This is a genomic window from Actinomadura sp. 1N219 (assembly GCF_044326405.1).
GTDB lineage: Bacteria > Actinomycetota > Actinomycetes > Streptosporangiales > Streptosporangiaceae > Spirillospora.
The window spans coordinates 319,946-337,818 of the sequence record NZ_JBIRAY010000008.1 but is presented as its reverse complement, the minus strand read 5'-3'; the positions used below and the strand labels follow the sequence as shown (position 1 = coordinate 337,818).

Below are 17,873 nucleotides of genomic sequence, written 5' to 3'. Positions count from 1 at the left end.
CGGTACACCTCGCGATATGTCTCCCAAGATCCATCGACTCGGCGCCCCACGGAGCGTCCTCGTCCCTAGTCGTCGGTGCGGCAGAAGCAGGAGGCGCGGATTTCGGTGTCGGCGTGGGACGCGGCGACGTCCAGGCGGGCCTGGACGGACTCGGCCTCCGCGCACCTGCCGAGCCGGTGGAGGCACTCCGCGTAGCCGTGGAGGCTCCAGATGTTGTCCGGGTGATGGGCCGCCCGGTGCGCAGTGTCGCCCAGGCCCAGGTCGGCGCGGTACACCTCGGCGGCTTCCTCCACCTGGCCCTGCTCCAGCAGCAGCGCACCAAGGGCGTGCCGGGGCGGCTGCATCCAGCCCCAAGGCTCGTCGTAGGGAAGCCGGTCGTAGCGGGACACCGCCGTCCGGAGGTGGTCGAAGGCTCTCCGGTGCCCCCCTCTGCGGTACTCGATCTCTCCCCTCAGCATCTCGGCGGCGATGCCGAGGATGTCGACGTACCGGTTGTTGAAGAACCGGCGGGTCTCGGGAACCCGCGAGAACGCGTCGTCGAACAAAGCCCGTTCGGCGTCGGCCTCGGGCAGTTCACCGAGGACGGCGTGGGCCACGCCCTTCGCGTAGTGGAGGGTCGCGGTCGTCACGGTGTAGAGATCGGGGTCGTCGGGGAGGAGCTCGTCGAGGATCTCCCGCCACCTGCCGAACCTGACGAGCACGTGCGCCTTCATGGGGACGAACCCCTCCAGCCAATCGGCCATCGGCGGCGCGGACCGGCGCAGCAGCTCCTCGGGAATGGCGTCGACCATCTCGTTCGCGGCCTCAAGCGCCGGACGATACCGGCCGAGGAACATCGCCGCGTAGATCTTGAAATGGAAATCGTGGCAGCGCGAAAGGGTGTAGAAATTGAACGGCCCCGCCCGCTCCACGTATTTGCGGTCGACCTCGATGGCCCGTTCGTTGGCTTGCAGCGCGGCTTCGTAGTCGCCGAGCTGGACGTAGATGTGCGAAGGCATGTGCAGGAAATGGCCCGCGTCGGTCACCGCCTCGCCCAGAGCGTCGGCCGACCGGCGGGCGCCTCCGGGGTTCGGTGACATTTCGAGGGCGTGGATGTGCAGATGCAGAATTCCCTGATGCGGTCGCTCCCCGTGGCTTTCCGATGAGCGCAGCGAGCGTTCGAGCACCTCTATCACTTCAACGGTGTCGGCGCCTGGCGCGGGTTCGCCGCTCTCCATGTCCCAGAGCTGCCACGGCGTCCGGTTCATCATCGACTCGGCGAAGAGGGCCGCGACGTCGGCATCGTCCGGGAACCGCGCGTAGACCTTCCGCATGGACGCGGCGTAGGCGTCCTCCCAGGACTTCCATCCGTCCTGCAGCCTGGCCGACGGGTAGCGGCTCTGCAACGCCTCGATCAGGGCACTTTCGAGAGGCGTGATCGAGCCGGTCAGCGCAAGCGCGGCCCCGATCGCCTTACGCGCGTTCGCCAGGCTCTCGGCGGCTTCCTCCGCGGTGAAATCGTCCCACGGCTTGTTGTAGTAGGGCCCCAACGCGTACGCGATCCCCCAGGGCGCCATGGCACAACCGGGATCGTGTTCCACGGCCTTCTCAAAACACAAAAGCGCCTCTTCGTGGTTGAACGCATAGCGCCAGACCAAACCCCGGTCGAACCAGATCTGCGCCTCCGGCGAGACGGTCGTCACCGGAAACGTATGCGACCCGAGCTCATAATAATCGTCCATTCACCGAGTATAGAGAAGCGTCAGCGCCACGGTTCGACGCGGCCAGGGCTTGGTCTCCACAGCATGTGCGGCGCCTGACACCACCCGATAACGATCGGTGACACCCGCCCTTCTCGGCCGCACTCCACCACTAACGTGAACATGAACGGTCAATGCGCGGTCAAGGGAGCGGCCCGTGAGTTCGTCCTATCCGATGAAGCCGTCCGGCTCTGATCGTCCAGAGGCGGTGCGGGACCGCGGTCTCGTCGGCCCGCGGGCCGCCTCCGTGCCGCTCCACGAGGCCGGTGAGATGCCGTTCGGCGGGAAGCCGCGCGAAGAGTGCTGGAGGTCCGTCGGGCCCCAGAGCCGGGCCCGGATCAACGAGCTGACCGGCGACACCATCGAGTGGTTCGCCTGCGAAGACCCGTCCAGCCCCGACGGGCGGTCCTACGCCGTGGCCGTCGGCGACGACGGCCTCGCCGTGGCCGAACCGCGGATCAACACCGATCACCGTCCGGTCTACGCGATCTCCGCCTTCCTCTTCGCGCCCGGGTCGCTCCGCCATGTCGCGATCGACCATAGGCCGCCGCCCCGCGCCGCGCCCTCCGACGCGGGGAACGCCGCCCCCGCAGCTCCCGATATCGGCCTTTCCGCCGGGGCGAAGGGGCTGCTCGGGAACCTTCCGCCCCGCGCGCAGGAACTCCTGCAGGCGCCCTTCACCGCTCAACGGCGGCCGCTGCGCCACGACTGGTGGTACCACGGTTCCGAGCACCGCCTGAACGTGTTCGTCGTCTTCCTCGCCGGAGCGCGGGACGTGACGTTCGCGACCGGGACCAAGGACGTGCCCGTGGGCCACGACGCCGCGTCCGCCCACTGGTCGCTCACCTGCTACCGGGCCACGGTGGAGCGGCGGATCGGCAGGTAGCGGGGTGCCGAGGAAGTTCGCCGAACTGGACGGGCACGACGCCTACGATCTGCTGGGCGTCGGCCTGGACGCGACCCCGGAGGAGATCAGACGCGCCCACATCACCCTCGTCCGCATGAACCACCCTGACCGGTTCCAGGAGGCGCGGACCAAGGCGGAGGGCGCCGACCTCACCCGGCTCCTGAACGCCGCGCGGGATGTCCTGCTCAAGGAGCGGGCGAGCTACGACGCCTATCGGGCACCTGCCGGGGACGCCCTCGAAGAGGATCCTGGTCTCGTCGACGACCCCTGGGAATCGGCGTCCGAGGGCCGTCCGCGCGCGCCGTCCACGCCGTCCGCGCCTCCCCCGCCGCGGCAGGACGTGCCGTACCGGCGCATGCCCCCGCCGCCCCGGTACGGCATGTCGCCGACGTGGCCGCCGCCTCCCGCGCCTTTCCGGCCCGCCCCCCGGGTGCGGGTGCTGCCGAAGGTCGGGATCGCCGTCGGGATCGTCCTGGCCGTGTACACCATGCTGTTCGTGGCCTCCGCGGTCGTGTCGGAGCTCCGGCCGGACGCGTCCGAACCCCGGGCGGAGGTGCCCCGCGAACTCGCCGGCACCTGGCACGGCACGATCAAGGACCGGCCGGTGGAGAAGGGCGACAAGGGCTGGCGAGCGGGGCTGACGCTGCGCGCGGGAAAGCGCAACGGCGATGTCCGCTACCTGGACGGGCAGTGCAGCGGCACAGCCGTGCCGATCGCGCTGAACGGCTGGACCCTGACCATCGACACCCGGTTCCCGGAAACCGACGCGGGCTGCGACGTGGGCGACATCAGCCTCACGCCGGAAGGGCGGGGAAAGGTCGAGCTCACCGTCTACTCGCCGTCCGGCGAGAAAAGCGCAGCGGGGACCCTCACCCGCGACTGACACACCCGCTAATCCGGGCCTTCCGACAAATGCCAGGCGGCCAGCCCGGAGAACCCGCGGATCATCATCAATTGCTCGGGCCGGTAGATCACCCGCGCCATCGCGACCGCGAGCCACGGCACCCCCGGCCCCCTCAACTGGACGGGTTCGCAGTCCGGATACGTCAGCAGCAGCCGGAAGGCTTCGGGGGCGGGCAAGAACTCGCTCAGCCCGCCATGCCAGAACGACAGCGGCCCGATCCGGGTGAAGATCAGTAACCGCTCGCTCGTCAGCAGGACCCGCGCCACCTGGTATTCGCGCCATTGCGGCGCCGCGAGCGCGCGGGCCCGGTTGCGCGCGATCGCGTTCCCGGCCGCGTTGACGGCGAGCGCCCCGAGCACGAATCCCGCCGAACCGAACGCGAAAACCGATCGGTGGTCATAAGGCACGTCCATGGCGTAGAAACGCGAGTATTCGAGCGGCAGGTCCGCGTAAGGGTGCTCGTCCAGCCCCAATCCCGTCGGAACGGACGGCATCGGCTCCAAGTCTCCGCCGGTGGCCAAATGCCGGAACAGATCACCACCGGCCTGCAACCCCTGCTGATGCTCAACCGGCCCCCACGCCATGCCCGCCTCGCAATATCACCGAATGTAGGGATGGGCCCCGCAGCGAACCGACCACGATTCCGATCGGTCAGTGGTCGAACTCGCCGCGCCTGATGCGCGCCACCAACCCGCCGAACTCCCGCGAACCGAACCCGAGCCGGGGACCATGGGGATCCTTGGAGTCCCGTACGCCGACACCGTCGCCAAGCCTGGCCAGCTCCACACAGGCGTTATCACTCATGCCACCACTGCGAGAACTCTTACGCCACGTGACCATTAGCGGGCTCCGATCCTCTACTGGTCATCAGGTGTCAGCGGGGAGGACGAACTCACCACGCTTGATGCGCGCCACCAGCCCGGAGAACTCCTGAGAGCTGAACCCGAGACGTTCGCCCTCTGGGTTCTTCGAATCACGCACTCCGATACCGCCACCAAGCCGAGCCAGCTCGACACACGCGTCGTCGTTCCCACCACCACTGTGAGTACTCTTGCGCCACTTGATCACTGATAGGTCCTCATCGTCTGCTCGATCAGTTCTGTCGAAGCATCCCTAGAAAGGGCAAGTGCCCCGATCTGTTCGAACCGTATCGCGAGGGTAGCGACTTCGTCAGCAGCCTCGATCAAGCGTCCTCCGATCTGAGCTCCCGCGTATGCAAGCTCCCTTGAGTCAACCTTGAAGATCTGGAACGAGCCATCGTGCCCCGGATGCCACCCCACGGATCTAGCCACGACACGGATCATGTTGCGCGGACTCTCACCCAGCTTGAGAAGATGCGCGAGCTGATCCCGCATGACCTCGCGACCACCGACCTGGCTTTCAAGGACCTCCTGGTCCACCAGGACCCAAAGGAATGGCGGCTCCGGGCGAGCGAAGATCTCCTGACGCTTCATCCTCGCCTTGGTCTCGGACTCGACCGCTCGCATACGCCCGGCAGCACGCAGAACCGCCTGTGCGTAGCCTTCAGTCTGCACAAGGGCAGGCACGGTCTTTCCGTGGTACGCCTTGAGGATCACGGCGCCCCTTTCGTACTGGATGTACTGCTTGAACCAGTCGGGGTCGTGTCCGGTGGTGGCGTAGTGGTGCAGCCGCTGGAAGTGGCCGCCGGTGTTCCAGGCCTTGTCCAGGATGGCCATGTACTGGTCTCCGGGGCGAAGGCGACCGGCCTCCCAGTTGGAAACAGTGCCGCGTGCCACATGAACGATTTGGGCGGTTTGCGCCAGCGAAAGACCCCGCTGGGTTCGATAAAACCACAGGTCAAAGGCCAGCCAAGCCCAGAGCGACGAGTCCGGGTCAATGGTCTCGCGAACACTCACGCTGACCTCCAGTGTATTTTCTGAATTCCAATCCATCACAGCGTAAACACATTCCGCCGATCCTGTGAAGAGGATCACGAGAATTCCAGGACGGCGGTTATGAACGATCAAGTGCCATTGCTTCAAATGCCCAAAACGGACGAAATACGGATGACTCTGCTCGGAGTGCGCTCTTCGGTCTCGCTCGCGCGGGAACTCGTCCGCTACGCGCTCACCAATTGGGGCTGCGGCCGGTCCCTGATCGATGACTCGGTGGTCGTCATGAGCGAAATCGTGACGAATGCGGTCGAGGCGGCTCACGGACGCACCCTCAGAATCCGGATCGCTCTGCAGGAGGGGGCTCCGATCCTGGAGTGCTGGGACCAGTCGTCCGAACTCCCCCGCGCCTGCGCCGCCGGGCTGGACGCGCTGAGCGGGCGCGGCCTCGCGATCATCGCCGCGTACGCCAAGGACACCGGCATCCGGCCGTCCGCCAACGGCGTCGGCAAGATCGTCTGGGCGCTGATGCCCATCGGCGACGACGCCCCCGTCCAGTGACCCCGGCGATCCTGCTCGGCCTGACCGGCGTCCTCGTGGACGACGAGGACCTGCACCGGCGCGCGTTCCACGAGGCCGCGACCGGTGCGGGCCTTCGCGTCCACGCCGACGACCATCGAACCTTCATCGCCGGACGAACCGACCGCGAAGGCGTCCGCACGTTCCTCACCCAGCGCGCGCCCGGGTGGCGGGGAGACCGCGACGATCTTCTCGCCGCCAAGACCCACATCTACTGCTCTCTGGCCGGAACCGAACTCAACCCCTGTCCGGGGGCCGCCGACCTGGTCTTGGCGCTGGCCAGGGCCCGGCACCGGCTGGCGCTGGTCACCAGGTCAACGAGCCGGGAGGTGGCCGCGACGCTTCGCGTCCTGCGCCTGGACGACGCGTTCGATGCGATCGTGACCGCCGAGACCGTCCCCGAGGGGAGGCCGGGCGCGGCGCGGTATCTCGCCGCGGCCCGGATGCTCGCCCGTCCACTCCACCATTGCGTGATCGTGGAGCGCGCCGAGCGCCTTGACCTCAAGCAAAGTTGAGGATCGAGACTGGCCTCCTGGCGAAGAGAGAGGCCGAGCATGCGAGTGATCGAAGTGAAGGAGTTCGGCGGGCCGGAGGTCCTGGAGGTACGGGAGACGCCGGCCCCTGTGGCCGGTCCCGGTGAGGTCGTGATCGCCTTGGCCGCCGCGGACACCATGTTCGTGGAGACCCGGATCCGCGCGGGCAGGGCCAGGGAGTTCTTCGACACGTCGCCGCCGTACGTGCCGGGCGGCGGCGGGGCGGGCGAGGTGGTCGGCGTCGGGACGGGCGTCGACCCGGCCTGGATCGGGCGCCGCGTCGTCGTGTCCGTCGAGAACGGCGGCTACGCCGAACAGGTCGTGGCACCCCTGGAGAATGTTCTGCCCATACCCGACGGCCTGGGCCTCGACGAGGCCGCGGCGCTCTTGCATGACGGTGTGACCGCGCTTTGTGTGTTCGAGGGCACCGAGGTCAAGGCCGGGGACACCGTCCTTTTGGTGGGCGCTACCGGTGGGATGGGCGTCCTTCTCGTCCAGCTCGCGCACGCGCAGGGCGCGCGGGTCGTCGCGGCGGCTCGCGGTGCGCGGAAGCTGGAGCTGGCCCGCGCACTGGGTGCGGACGTCGTGCTCGACTACTCGAAGCCCGGCTGGACGGACGAGATCCTCGGAAAGGTGGACGTGGTCTTCGACGGCGTCGGCGATGAGATCGGCCTCGCGGCCTTCGCCGCCACGAAAAACGGCGGCACTTTCTCTGCCCACGGCGCCACCCTGGGCGGATTCACTGCCGCCGACCCGCAGGAAGCCGAACGCCGGGGTGTCACATTGCGCGGCATCCGGGATGTGCAGATCAGCAAGAACGAACGGATGCGCCTCCTGGGCAGTGCCCTAGAGAAGGCCGCCGAGGGCGTAATCAGACCCGTCATCGGCCAGACATTCCCGCTGGAAAACGCTGCCGAAGCCCACGCGGCCATCGAGAACCGAACCGTCCTAGCCAAAACCCTGCTGCTCCTCTAGGACCGCGTTCTGGACGCGCGGCCCCCGCGAGCCGTGGGTTCGCGCGAGACATTGATCGTCGGCCGGTCGGCGACGGCCGGATTTGGCCAGGTGGGGAAGAGATCACGTCCGGCCTGGGTTGACGCTCTGGCCGGGGGTTCGGCAGGGCGCGGCGGGGTGGGGTTAGCTCCACCCCGGTGTGGGGGCTTTCCCTTCCCGGTTCGGGTGGCTGGGGCCAGTGCCTCCTGGAATGTCGGACGCGAAGGTTGTCATTGGACGACGACGACCGGGCACGGGGAGGACACATGGCGAGCGTGGCGATGCGGCGCGGGGTGGTGCGGCCGCTGGTCAGCGAGGTCGGGCTGCTGGCGGTGCTGTTCGCCTTCTACAAGTGGGGGCGGACGCTGTTCGAGCACGGGCCCGGCGAGGCGATGGCGAACGCCGCATGGCTGTGGCATTTCGAGCGGTCGTGGCTGCCCAACGAGGTCGACTTCCAGCAGTGGGCGCTCGGGTGGGACCACACCGCGCTCCTCGCGAACGTGTACTACGTGGGCGTGCACTTTCCGGGGACGGCGCTGCTGCTGGTCTGGCTGTACGTGCGGCACCGGTCGTCCTACGGCAGGGTCCGGAACGAGCTGGTCGCGCTGACGGCGGCGGGGCTGCTCGTGCACATGCTGTTTCCGCTGGCGCCGCCGCGGCTGGCGCAGATCGGGGCCATCGACACGATGCTGACGGTGGGGCCGTCCGCCTATCCGGCGGGGGCGGCCGAGGGGATCGCGAACCAGTACGCGGCGATGCCGTCGCTGCACATCGGGTGGGCGATCCTGGTGGCGGTCGCGGTGGTGCGGGTGTCGCGGAGCCGGTGGCGGTGGGTCATCGCGATGCACGCGCCCATCACGGTGTTCGTGGTGGTCGTGACGGCCAACCACTACTGGACGGACGGGATCGTCGCCGCCGCGCTGCTGGCCGGGGCGATGGCGCTGGTTTCGCTGGTGGAGCGGGTGCGGCAGGGTGGGGTGCATGCTGCCGACGCACACCAGTTCCGAGGTACCGGACGTTCCCGTGGCGGTCTTGCCGATCGGGAGCCACGAGCAGCACGGCCCGTTCCTGCCGTTGGCGACGGACACGGTGATCGCCTGCACGATCGTCCGGGAGATCGCGAAGGCGTACCCGGTGCGGACGCTCCCGCCCGTGACGATCTCGTGCTCGCATGAGCACGAGGGCGCGGCCTGGCCCGGGACGGTGAGCATCTCGGCGGCGACCCTGCACGCGGTGGTGCGGGACGTCGCCGAGTCGCTCGCCCGCGCCGGGGTGCCGAAGCTCGTCCTGGTGAACGGGCACGGGGGCAACTACGTGCTGGGGAACGTGGTTCAGGAGGCGCACGGGGACATGGCGCTCTTCCCGGGGTTGGCCGAGTGGGAGGACGCGCGGAGGGCGGCGGGGATCGAGACGTCCGGTGACAGCGACATGCATGCCGGGGAGCTGGAGACGTCGATCCTGCTGCACGCCCATCCGGAGCTGGTCAAGGACGGGTACGAGACCGCCGATCATCTGGCCGATGACCGGCGGCATCTGCTGACGGCGGGGATGGCCGCCTACACCGCGTCCGGCGTCATCGGGCGGCCGTCACTGGCCCGCGCCGGCAAGGGCCGGGACGTGCTGGCGAACCTCGTCGCGTCGTTCGGGGACTGCCTCGCGGCGCTTCAGCAGCAGGGCCGCGGCGCCCGGCAGGCACGCGACGAAGGTGAGCACCCCGTACACGACGGAGACGGTCAGGCCCCGCGCTGAGCCGAGCCCGGCCGCGCCGAACGCCAGGGCCAGGACGGCCTCGCGGGGGCCCCAGCCGCCGACGTTCACCGGCAGCACCATCACGAGGAGCGCCAGGAGAAGCAGGGGCAGGAGGTCTAGGAGTGGGGCCGTAGAACCCGCTAGACGGGCGGCGACCACGAACAGTGTCAGGTGCCCGGCGAGTGCGGCGACCGACAGGAATGTGATGGCGGGCCAGGCGTCCAGGACGGCGCGGGCGTCCGCGAACGTCGCCGCCAGGGCGCGGTGGCGCCACCGGGCGATGATGAGCAGGACGCTCAGGACGACCGCCAGCGTGATCAGCGCCGGTGTCATGGCCGACAGCACGGCGGGCTGGGTGAACAGGACGATCGCGCCCACCGTGATGGGCACGACCTGGCCGGTGATCCGTTCGAGGAACACGGCCCGGACGCCGCTGGCGCCCGAGCGGTGGCCGTGGCTCACGGCGCGGTGGACGTCCCCGAGGATCCCGGCGGGCAGGACGGCGTTCAGGAATTGCGCCTTGTAGTAGTCGGTGACGGCGCTGGTCAGGGGCAGGTTCAGGCCGAGCCGGGCGGCCACCAGGCGCCAGCGGGCCGCACTCAGGATGGTCGTCAGGAGGCCGATGGCCAGGGCGATGATGATGGAGCGGGCGTCGATTGCGTGGAGGGCGTCGACGAACGCGTCCGTGCTGTGCCACCAGAGGAGCGCGGCGAGGATGCCGAGCCCGGTGAGCAGGCGCAGCCAGGGCCAGAGTCGCGTCACGACGTCCTCCCGGGGAGGGCCAGCAGGTCGATGTGATGGACCTCGACGGTGAGCGCTCCTGTGGCGCATTCGTCCAGGCGGCGGCGCAGGTAGGCGTCTGCGGCCGGGGCCAACTCGGGGCGCTGCTCGGTGGCGGCGGCCACCCAGCCGCGCAACCAGGCGGAAGTCAGCGCTGACTGGCCGGGGCCGAGCCGCCACGGGCTCGACCGCGTCTGGACGGTGGCGCCGCGCCGTCCGAACGCCTCGGTCGCGGTGGTCACGGCGTCCGGTCCGAGGAGGCCCGCGCGGCGCTGGTGCGCGTCGAAGGCGGCCGCGAGCTCGGCGTCGAGCGGGTCGGGCGGGGACAGCCGGACGCGTCCGACCACCGACAGCGTCAGCAGCGCCGGGCAGGCCGCCGCGGCGGCGATCGTCTCGATCTCGGCGGCGGTGAGGACGTCCAGCAGCGCGGACGCCGTGACCAGCGACGCGCCGACCAGGTCGGACGCCTGGAGCGAGCCGACGTCGCCCTTCCGGGTCTCGATCGACGCGCGGCGCCCGTCGGCGGTGGTGTAGATGTTTGCGGCGGCCTGGTCGAGCAGGGCGGGGTCGTTGTCGTGCAGAATCCAGTGCTGCGGGCCGCGCAGCCGCCCGGACAGCCAGCGTCCGAGCGAGCCGGTACCGCAGCCGAGGTCCCAGATGACCAGCGGCTCGTCCGGCGGAAGGGCGGCGCGGAGCGGGACGAGCAGCTCGGTGGCGCGTGCGGCGGCGTCGGCGCTCTCGCGAAGCGCCAGCCAAGACGGATCGAAGTTCATCGCGTTTCCCTCCGGAGCCGGGACAGGACGGTGGCCATGCGGCGGGCGGTGTCGTCCCAGCCGGGGAGGGTGTCACGGCGCAGTCGGGCGGAGGCGCGCAGGCGGCTCCGCAGGTCGGGTTCGACGAGCCAGCGGCGCAGCGCGGCGGCCAGCGCGCCGGGGTCGTCGGGCGGGACGAGGAGTCCGGGGACGGCCCCGGACGCGTCCCAGCCGAGGGTGCCGGGCACGCCGTCCACGGCGGTCGCGACGACGGGGACGCCGCGCGCGAGCGCCTCCGTCACGACCATCCCGTACGTCTCGGCGCGGGACGCGAGGACGACGAGGTCGGCGGACGCGTAGGCGTCGTCGAGGCGTCCGCCGGTCAGCGGCCCCTCCAGGCGGACGCGGTCGCCGAGGCGGTGCCGGGCGATCAGCCGCTGCAGGCGCGTCACGTGCTCGGGGTCGCGGCGCAGCGGCCCGACGCAGTCGCACTGCCAGGGCAGATGCGCGACGGCGGCGAGGGCCTCGACCAGGATGTCGTGGCCCTTGCGGGGGGTCACGGACGCGACGCACAGGAGGCGGGTCGCGCCGTCGGTGCCGGTCGCGAGCGGCGCGGGCTCCGTTCCGGGGGTGACGGCGTGGACGCGGGACGCTTCGAGGCCGTGATGCGCGATGAGGTGATCACGCGCCCACGGGCTGGTCGCCACGACCGCGCCGACCGTTTCCAGCGTTTTGCGTTCGGCGGCGTTCAGGTCGGACTGCCCGGGCTCGTCCGCCAGCGGGAGGTGGACGAGGACGGCGAGCCGCAGCCGTCCCGCCTCCGGGACGACGATCTCGGGGACACCGCACGCCACCAGCCCGTCCAGCAGGACGACGGAGCCGTCGGGCAGCCCGGCGAGCGCGCGCGTGAGACCGGCGCGGGCGGCGGAATCGGGGCGCGGCCACGCTCCCGGCACCGCCAGCTCCCGGACGGGACGTCCCGACCCCGCCAGTTCCACGCACAGCATCCGGTCGTAGTGGTTCCCGCCGCTCGGCACGTCGGCGTCGTCGATGTCGCCGGGGACGACGAAGCAGATCTCGTGCGCGGCCTGCGAGGTCGTCGCCGCCGAAGCGGTCGTCGCGGTCATAGCTCGCGCTCGTAACTCGCCCAGGCGACGTGCGACTCGTGCAGCGCCACGGTGATTCCGGCGAGGCCGCGCGCGTGCTCGCCGAGCGCGCCCGCGTGGACCCGGTCGGCGAGGCGGTCGGCGATGACCTTGGCGAGGAACTCCGTCGAGGTGTTGACTCCGGCGAAGTCGGGCTCGTCGTCCAGGTTGCGGTAGTTGAGGGCCGCCAGGACCTCGCCCAGTTCGCGGGTGGCGAGGCCGATGTCGACGACGATGCCGTCCGGATCGAGGGCGGGGCGGCGGAACGTCGCGTCCACCACGTAGGTGGCGCCGTGCAGCCGCTGGGCCGGTCCGAAGACCTCGCCGCGGAAGCTGTGCGCGATCATGACATGGTCGCGGACGGTGATCGCGAACACGTGCTCTCCAGTCGGTCGGTCGGGGTCGGTCGGGTCGGTCGGGGCTCGGCGGGGTCTCAGTAGGTGATTCGGTGGCAGAGCGCGGGAAGTTCACCGCTCGCGAGAAGCGGCATGATCGTCGGCAGCTCGGCGAAGGCGCTCTCGCCGGTGATCAGGACGTCGAACGCGGGGTCGGCGAGGAGGCTCAGCGCCAGCGCCAGCCGGTCGGCGAAGCCGCGGCGCGACCGGCGGGCGGGTGGCACCGCGCCGACCTGGCTGGCCCGGACGGTCAGCCGCCGCGAGTGGAAGAACTCGCCGAGCGGGACGGCGACCCGCCGGTCCCCGTACCAGCTCAGCTCCACGACCTCGCCGTCCGGCGCGAGCAGTTCCAGCGACCGCGCCAGCCCGGCCTCGGTGGCGCTGGCGTGGATCACCAGGTCGCAGCCGCCGTCCGCCTGCTCGGGCAGGACGAACTCGACGCCGAACGCCCGCGCGACGCCCTCCCGGGACGGGTCGGTGTCGACGAGCTGCACGCGGCACCCCGGGAACCCGGCGAGGACTCCGGCGACCGAGCAGCCCACCATCCCGGCGCCGACGACGGCGATGCGGTCGCCGATCAGCGGCGCGGCGTCCCACAGCGCGTTCACCGCGGTCTCGACGGTCCCGGCGAGGACGGCCCGCTCCGGCGGCACGTCGTCCGGGACGGGACACACCGCGCTCGCCGGGACGACATACCGGGTCTGGTGCGGATACAGGCAGAACACTGGGCGCCCGAGGAGGCCGGACGGGCCGTCCTCGACCACGCCGACGTTCAGGTAGCCGTATTTGACCGGGCCGGGGAACGTCCCGTCCTGGAACGGCGCCCGCATGACCGCGTGCTGGTTCGGCGGGACGCCGCCGCGGAACACGATCGCCTCCGTGCCCCGGCTCACGCCGGTGCAGAGCGTCCGGACCAGCACCTCGCCGGGTCCCGGCTCCGGCAGCGCCTCGTCGCGGATCTCCCCGCTACCGGGCGACCGGATCCAGAACGCGCGGGCTTCGCGCACCATCCGTGCTCCTCCCCCGACTCCCTCGGCTCACCGGGACGCGCCGCGCGGCGCGGCGTTCACGGCGCGTGAACAGCCACACCACGTCCCGTCCGAACGACCACACCAGCAGGGCGAGCGCCGCCCCCGCCAGCGCGCCCGCGTACGGGACGACGCCCGACGCCGCCGCGGCCAGCGTCACGCCCTGCACCACCGCGACCGCCTTCCGCGCCATGCTCGGCCGCAGGTCGGCGCGCAGCCACGGCGCCGCCCAGGCCGCCGCGCCGAACGCGTACCGCATGACGCCGATCGCCAGCACCCATGCCCCGGCGGTCCACGCGACGTGCACGCTCAGCACCAGCACGAGGAAGGCGTCGACCTCCATGTCGAACCGCGCGCCGAGCGGCGACGCAGTCCCGGTGCGGCGGGCGACCTGCCCGTCCACCCCGTCCAGGACGAGCGCGACCGACGCGACCGCGACGAGCGTCCACGTGTGCCCGCCACCGAGGAGATGCCCCGTGACCAGGGCGGAAACACCGCCGGTGAGGATGACCCGGGTCAGCGTCACGTGATCGGCGGGGCCGAGCGCCCGCCGCCCGCGGAACGCCGCGCTGAGGATCGCCCACGCCGACAGCGCGTACACGACGCCCACCGCCAGGCCCGCGATCCCCGGCCGCAGCGCCGCCACCAGCGCGACCTGCACGCCCGCCGCGCCGGCCAGCTCGGCGCCCCTGGTCAGCCGCAGCCCCTTCCGCCGGGGCGGCGCGGCGGCGCGCCAGACGACCCCGACCGGCCGGGGCGCGGTCATCGGGCGCGTCATCGGCGGGCCTCGCCGACCGTCGTCCCGTCGAGCGAGTCGAGTGAGTCGAGCTCGCCGAGGGCGTCCGGCGCGTCGAGCTGGGGGAGGTCGTGGCCGAGGCGGTCGCGCTTGGCCGTCAGATACCGGACGTTGTCGTCGCTGACCGGGACGAGCAGCGGCACCCGCGCCGCGACCTCGACGCCGTACGACTCCAGCGCGCTGACCTTGGCCGGGTTGTTCGACATCAGCCGCACCGACCGGACCTCCAGGTACCGCAGGACGCGGGCGGCCGGGCCGTAGTCGCGGACGTCGACCGGCAGCCCGATGGCGGTGGCGGAGTCGACCGTGTCGAGGCCCTGGTCGTCTTGCAGGATGTGGGTCCGGACCTTCGCCACCAGCCCGATCCCGCGTCCCTCGTGCCCCCGCAGGTAGACCAGGACACCGGCGCCCTCGCGGACGATCGCGTCCAGCGCCGCGCCGAGCTGGTCCCCGCACTCGCAGCGCGTGGCGGCGAAGATGTCGCCGGTCATGCACTCCGAATGCGTCCGGACGAGCACGTCCTCCCGGCCCCTGACGTCGCCGCGGACGAGCGCCATGTGCTCGTGCCCGTCGACCGGGTCCCGGAACGCGACGGCGCGGAACACGCCCCGCCGTGTCCGCAGATCCGCCTCCGCGATGTCGTTCTGCTCGATGCCCTGGTCGCGCATCGCTCCCCTTCCTCGGCTTCGCAATCACCCGTGGTACGTGGCGGACGCACGCGGCGGTTGCGTTGTGAAACGGTCCGTCTGATCCGTGGCACGGAGGGGAGGCACCTCAGGGTTCAGCGTATGCGCGTCCGGACCACCAAGTCGTGGACGGCACGGCGATTCGCCGGGACTTCCGGCAGGTCACTGCGGTCGCGCTCGGTTTCGAGGCGCGCGGTGAGCGCGGCGACGTCGTCCTGGAGGCGTGGCACGGCGGGCGCGTCCCCGGGCAGCGCGCCGTGCTCGGCGGCCCGCTTCGCCTCGATCAGGTCGGGCAGGTACGGCGGGCCGTCGGCGGTGAGGCGCGTCAGGTCGGCTTCTACTTCGCCCGTCCGCATCAGGTGGATTCCGGTCAGCAGCACCCGGAACGTGTAGAGGAGCGGTTTCAGCTCGTTCGTCCGCTCGAACAGGTTCCACTGCGTCCGCGCGAAGCCGAGGTAGTGGTGCGCGTGGTTGGACGTGACCAGCCCCGGGACCAGCGACCTCAGCTCGTCGTGCACCCGCGACGTGGCGACGACAAGCGGCGACATGACCTGCTCCAGGACGTACCCGTTGCGCCGCAGCAGCAGCGTGCAGAACTTGGCGAGGTCGTGGGTGACGGCGTCGGCCTCGACGCCCGCGTGGTCCCACATGAGCGTGACGGTCTCCTCCCCCTTCTCCAGGCCGACGATCTCCTCCAGCGGCAGCAGGTGGACGCCGCGCAGATCGACGTCGGAGTCCTTCGACGGGAACCCGTACAGGTGCGCGCCGCTGACGGTGACGAACGCTCGCGGGTACGGGTGGACGGCGGCGAGCCGGTCGAGCATGCCGCCGGGCAGGTCCGCGGGCGGGTCCACGGGGAAGGTCACCGGTCCACGCTCCTTCGCCGGATGGAGATCAGCAGGTCCTCGACCGCGGCGCGGTCGGGTTCGGGGGGCAGCGGGCTGCGGGCGGCGGCCTCGTCCAGGTCGGCGGTGAGGGCGGCGCGCCAGGTCTCGATCTCGTCCCAGCCGACCTCGCCGCGGCGGACGGCGAGGAGCCGGTCGCGCAGGTCGCCGACGTCCACGAGCGGCTCGCCGTGCCGGACGAGATGCGCCCCGCTGACCAGCAGCCGCAGCATGTGCATGACGTGCTTCCAGCGCGGCGCGCCGCCGTTGCGCAGGTCGCCCTCCAGCTTGCGGAACTGGGCCTCGGCGTACCGGAGGAACGTGCGGTGCACGTGCCGGGACAGGAACGCCGGACGGACGGCCAGCAGCTCCTCGCCGTCCGGCGTGACCTTCTCGACGAGCGGCGACCACAGGCACTCCAGGACGGTCGGGTTCGCGTCCAGCGCCAGCTCGCAGAACCGTTCGAGTTCCCAGGAGAACTGCTCGGGCAGCGGGCCGTCCAGATGGGTGGGCGGCTTGGTGAAACGCCAGAACAGCGGGGCCGGCGCCGCGTAGACGCCGCGCCGGTCGACGTCGCTGCCGTCCGTCGCCAGACCGTAGGCGCGCGACCCCGTCACGACCGACAGGATCGTGTGGTCGCGGACGAGGTCGAGCCCGGCGCCCTGCCGGTCGGAAGGGTGGTCGGAGGTCGTCACGGACGCAGCCTGGCGCAGCCCGCCGCCAGGTGTCGACTTGTAACGGTTGTGTTTCAGCGCATTGACACTGAGCCGTGTTCGGTCTTTCCTTCGTGGGAGCGCTCCCACACACGGAACGGCAGTCACGACCTGAGAGGGGTCCGCGATGAGGGCCATCATGCGGCGCGGCCTGAGCACGGCGATGGCGGCGGTGCTCGCCGGCGGTCTCGCCGTCGCCTGCGGGGGCGACGGCGACGAGGAGGGCGGCTCGGATAGCGGGCCCGTCGAGCTCACCGTCGACGTCTTCGGCGAGCCGGGCTACGACGAGCTCTACAAGCAGTACGAGCAGTCGCACCCGAACGTCACGATCAAGCAGCGCAAGGTGTCCAGCCTGGACGAGTACAAGCCCCGCATCCAGCAGTGGATGGCCACCGCCAGCGGCGCCGGCGACGTCGTCATGCTGGAGGAGGGCATCCTGCCGCTCTACATGCAGCAGCGGACCAAGTTCGTCAACCTCTTCGACCACGGCGGCAAGGCGCTGGAGCAGAACTTCCTGCCGTGGAAGTGGCAGATGGGCACCAGCCCGGACGGCAAGCAGCTCGTCGGGCTCGGCACCGACGTCGGGCCGCTCGCCATGTGCTACCGCAAGGACCTCTTCAAGAAGGCCGGGCTGCCGACCGAGCGCGGCGAGGTCGGCAAGCTGTGGCCGACATGGGACGCGTTCCTGACCACCGGGCAGAAGTTCCAGCAGGAGGTGCCCGGCAGCAAGTGGCTGGACGGCCCCACCGCCGTGTTCCGCGCGACCGTCCTGCAGAACGCGGGCAGCGGGCCCGGCCACAGCTTCTTCGACAAGGACGACAAGCTCGTCTTCGACTCCAACCCGGCCGTGCGGCAGGCGTTCGACACGTCGCTGAAGTTCGCGCAGGGCAGGCTCACCGCCGACATGTCGATCTTCACGCCGCCGTGGCAGACCGCGCTCAAGCGCGACACGTTCGCGACGGTGCCGTGCCCGTCCTGGATGCTCGGGGGCATCGAGGAGTTCTCCGGCGCCGCGGGCAAGGGCAAGTGGGACGTCGCGACGACCCCGGGCGGCTCCGGCTACTGGGGCGGGTCGTGGCTGGCCGTGCCGAAGCAGACCAAGCACGAGAAGGCCGCCGCCGAGCTGGCCAAGTTCCTGACCTCGCCGCAGGGGCAGGTCGGCGCGTTCAAGGAGAAGAACGTCTTCCCGTCGTCGCCGCAGGCCGCGCAGGACCCGGCGGTCGCGGGCGCGAAGAGCGCGTACTTCAGCGACGCCCCGATCGGCCAGATCTTCGGGCAGCTCGTCGCCGCGGTGAAGCCCGTGTACCTCGGGCCGAAGAACGAGGACGTGCGGGCCGCGGTCGAGAACGTCCTGATCTCCGTGGGGCAGGGTGAGCAGAAGCCCGCGGACGCCTGGTCGAAGTCCGTCGGCGAGGCCGAGAAGGCCGCCAGGTAACG

The 17,873-nt window shown here is 70.9% G+C and carries 21 protein-coding genes and 1 pseudogene; 8 read left to right on the top strand and 14 right to left on the bottom strand.

What is annotated here, in order from left to right; genetic code table 11:
- Positions 1–65: 65 nt before the first annotated feature.
- Positions 66–1,721, bottom strand: coding sequence for a tetratricopeptide repeat protein (locus tag ACH35V_RS25250; protein ID WP_395975539.1), 1,656 nt, complete (start codon positions 1,719–1,721; stop codon positions 66–68).
- Between the two features lie 175 nt (positions 1,722–1,896).
- On the opposite strand from ACH35V_RS25250, the gene ACH35V_RS25245 reads away from it, so the two are divergent.
- Together ACH35V_RS25245 and ACH35V_RS25240 are read left to right on the top strand one after the other, a co-directional pair.
- On the top strand, positions 1,897–2,625 hold the full coding sequence (locus ACH35V_RS25245; RefSeq protein ID WP_395975537.1) for a hypothetical protein: 729 nt from the start codon (positions 1,897–1,899) through the stop codon (positions 2,623–2,625).
- A gap of 4 nt (positions 2,626–2,629) precedes the next feature.
- Positions 2,630–3,529 carry a J domain-containing protein gene (locus ACH35V_RS25240; protein ID WP_395975535.1) on the top strand — a complete coding sequence of 300 codons (900 nt, stop codon included), beginning with the start codon at positions 2,630–2,632 and terminating at the stop codon, positions 3,527–3,529.
- A gap of 8 nt (positions 3,530–3,537) precedes the next feature.
- On the opposite strand, the gene ACH35V_RS25235 is transcribed toward ACH35V_RS25240, so the two are convergent.
- From ACH35V_RS25235 to ACH35V_RS25220, 4 genes are all read right to left on the bottom strand, one after another.
- Entirely contained in the window at positions 3,538–4,134 is a 597-nt protein-coding gene (locus tag ACH35V_RS25235) for a hypothetical protein (protein ID WP_395975533.1), read from the bottom strand.
- A 67-nt stretch (positions 4,135–4,201) separates the two neighbouring features.
- Complete coding sequence (locus tag ACH35V_RS25230) at positions 4,202–4,390, bottom strand: DUF397 domain-containing protein (RefSeq protein ID WP_395975531.1); 189 nt, start codon at positions 4,388–4,390, stop codon at positions 4,202–4,204.
- 27 nt (positions 4,391–4,417) lie between these two features.
- Positions 4,418–4,618 (bottom strand): DUF397 domain-containing protein, encoded by a 201-nt coding sequence (locus ACH35V_RS25225; RefSeq protein ID WP_395975529.1) that lies wholly within the window; start codon positions 4,616–4,618, stop codon positions 4,418–4,420.
- The gene (locus ACH35V_RS25220) at positions 4,615–5,505 is read right to left on the bottom strand and encodes a helix-turn-helix domain-containing protein (protein ID WP_395975527.1); all 891 of its coding nucleotides are present in this window, start codon (positions 5,503–5,505) and stop codon (positions 4,615–4,617) included. Before ACH35V_RS25220 ends, ACH35V_RS25225 begins: the two co-directional genes overlap by 4 nt.
- A 72-nt stretch (positions 5,506–5,577) precedes the next feature.
- Between ACH35V_RS25220 and ACH35V_RS25215 the strand changes: the two genes are divergently transcribed.
- The 5 genes from ACH35V_RS25215 (at position 5,578) to ACH35V_RS25195 (ending at position 9,257) form a co-directional block, all read left to right on the top strand.
- Entirely contained in the window at positions 5,578–5,964 is a 387-nt protein-coding gene (locus ACH35V_RS25215) for an ATP-binding protein (protein ID WP_395975525.1), read from the top strand.
- The gene (locus tag ACH35V_RS25210) at positions 5,961–6,497 is read left to right on the top strand and encodes an HAD family hydrolase (protein WP_395975523.1); all 537 of its coding nucleotides are present in this window, start codon (positions 5,961–5,963) and stop codon (positions 6,495–6,497) included. Before ACH35V_RS25215 ends, ACH35V_RS25210 begins: the two co-directional genes overlap by 4 nt.
- A 39-nt stretch (positions 6,498–6,536) precedes the next feature.
- Positions 6,537–7,490, top strand: a complete 954-nt coding sequence (locus ACH35V_RS25205) for a zinc-binding dehydrogenase (protein ID WP_395975521.1) — start codon at positions 6,537–6,539, stop codon at positions 7,488–7,490.
- A 284-nt stretch (positions 7,491–7,774) separates the two neighbouring features.
- Entirely contained in the window at positions 7,775–8,683 is a 909-nt protein-coding gene (locus tag ACH35V_RS25200) for a phosphatase PAP2 family protein (protein ID WP_395975519.1), read from the top strand.
- On the top strand, positions 8,583–9,257 hold the full coding sequence (locus ACH35V_RS25195; RefSeq protein WP_395975517.1) for a creatininase family protein: 675 nt from the start codon (positions 8,583–8,585) through the stop codon (positions 9,255–9,257). The genes ACH35V_RS25200 and ACH35V_RS25195 overlap by 101 nt, the downstream gene beginning before the upstream one ends.
- A 3-nt stretch (positions 9,258–9,260) precedes the next feature.
- On the opposite strand, the pseudogene ACH35V_RS25190 reads toward ACH35V_RS25195, so the two are convergent.
- The 9 genes and pseudogenes from ACH35V_RS25190 to ACH35V_RS25150 all read right to left on the bottom strand — a co-directional run.
- A pseudogene (locus ACH35V_RS25190) lies at positions 9,261–10,088 on the bottom strand (lysylphosphatidylglycerol synthase transmembrane domain-containing protein); the annotation flags it as partial.
- Positions 10,016–10,810 carry an SAM-dependent methyltransferase gene (locus tag ACH35V_RS25185; RefSeq protein WP_395975515.1) on the bottom strand — a complete coding sequence of 265 codons (795 nt, stop codon included), beginning with the start codon at positions 10,808–10,810 and terminating at the stop codon, positions 10,016–10,018. The gene ACH35V_RS25185 and the pseudogene ACH35V_RS25190, both read right to left, overlap by 73 nt.
- Entirely contained in the window at positions 10,807–11,916 is a 1,110-nt protein-coding gene (locus tag ACH35V_RS25180; protein ID WP_395975513.1) for a glycosyltransferase family 4 protein, read from the bottom strand. The genes ACH35V_RS25185 and ACH35V_RS25180 overlap by 4 nt, the downstream gene beginning before the upstream one ends.
- Entirely contained in the window at positions 11,913–12,311 is a 399-nt protein-coding gene (locus ACH35V_RS25175) for a 6-pyruvoyl trahydropterin synthase family protein (RefSeq protein ID WP_395975511.1), read from the bottom strand. The genes ACH35V_RS25180 and ACH35V_RS25175 overlap by 4 nt, the downstream gene beginning before the upstream one ends.
- A 56-nt stretch (positions 12,312–12,367) precedes the next feature.
- A complete protein-coding gene (locus ACH35V_RS25170) occupies positions 12,368–13,339 on the bottom strand; it encodes a zinc-binding alcohol dehydrogenase (RefSeq protein ID WP_395975509.1) in 972 nt (323 codons plus the stop codon).
- On the bottom strand, positions 13,296–14,123 hold the full coding sequence (locus ACH35V_RS25165) for a CDP-alcohol phosphatidyltransferase family protein (protein WP_395975507.1): 828 nt from the start codon (positions 14,121–14,123) through the stop codon (positions 13,296–13,298). Before ACH35V_RS25165 ends, ACH35V_RS25170 begins: the two co-directional genes overlap by 44 nt.
- 8 nt (positions 14,124–14,131) lie before the next feature.
- Entirely contained in the window at positions 14,132–14,821 is a 690-nt protein-coding gene (gene ribA, locus ACH35V_RS25160) for a GTP cyclohydrolase II (RefSeq protein WP_395975505.1), read from the bottom strand.
- 113 nt (positions 14,822–14,934) lie between these two features.
- On the bottom strand, positions 14,935–15,705 hold the full coding sequence (locus tag ACH35V_RS25155; protein WP_395975503.1) for a DNA polymerase beta superfamily protein: 771 nt from the start codon (positions 15,703–15,705) through the stop codon (positions 14,935–14,937).
- On the bottom strand, positions 15,702–16,418 hold the full coding sequence (locus tag ACH35V_RS25150) for a DNA polymerase beta superfamily protein (RefSeq protein WP_395975501.1): 717 nt from the start codon (positions 16,416–16,418) through the stop codon (positions 15,702–15,704). The genes ACH35V_RS25155 and ACH35V_RS25150 overlap by 4 nt, the downstream gene beginning before the upstream one ends.
- Before the next feature lie 145 nt (positions 16,419–16,563).
- Between ACH35V_RS25150 and ACH35V_RS25145 the strand changes: the two genes are divergently transcribed.
- On the top strand, positions 16,564–17,871 hold the full coding sequence (locus tag ACH35V_RS25145) for an ABC transporter substrate-binding protein (RefSeq protein ID WP_395975499.1): 1,308 nt from the start codon (positions 16,564–16,566) through the stop codon (positions 17,869–17,871).
- The last annotated feature ends 2 nt before the right edge of the window (positions 17,872–17,873 follow it).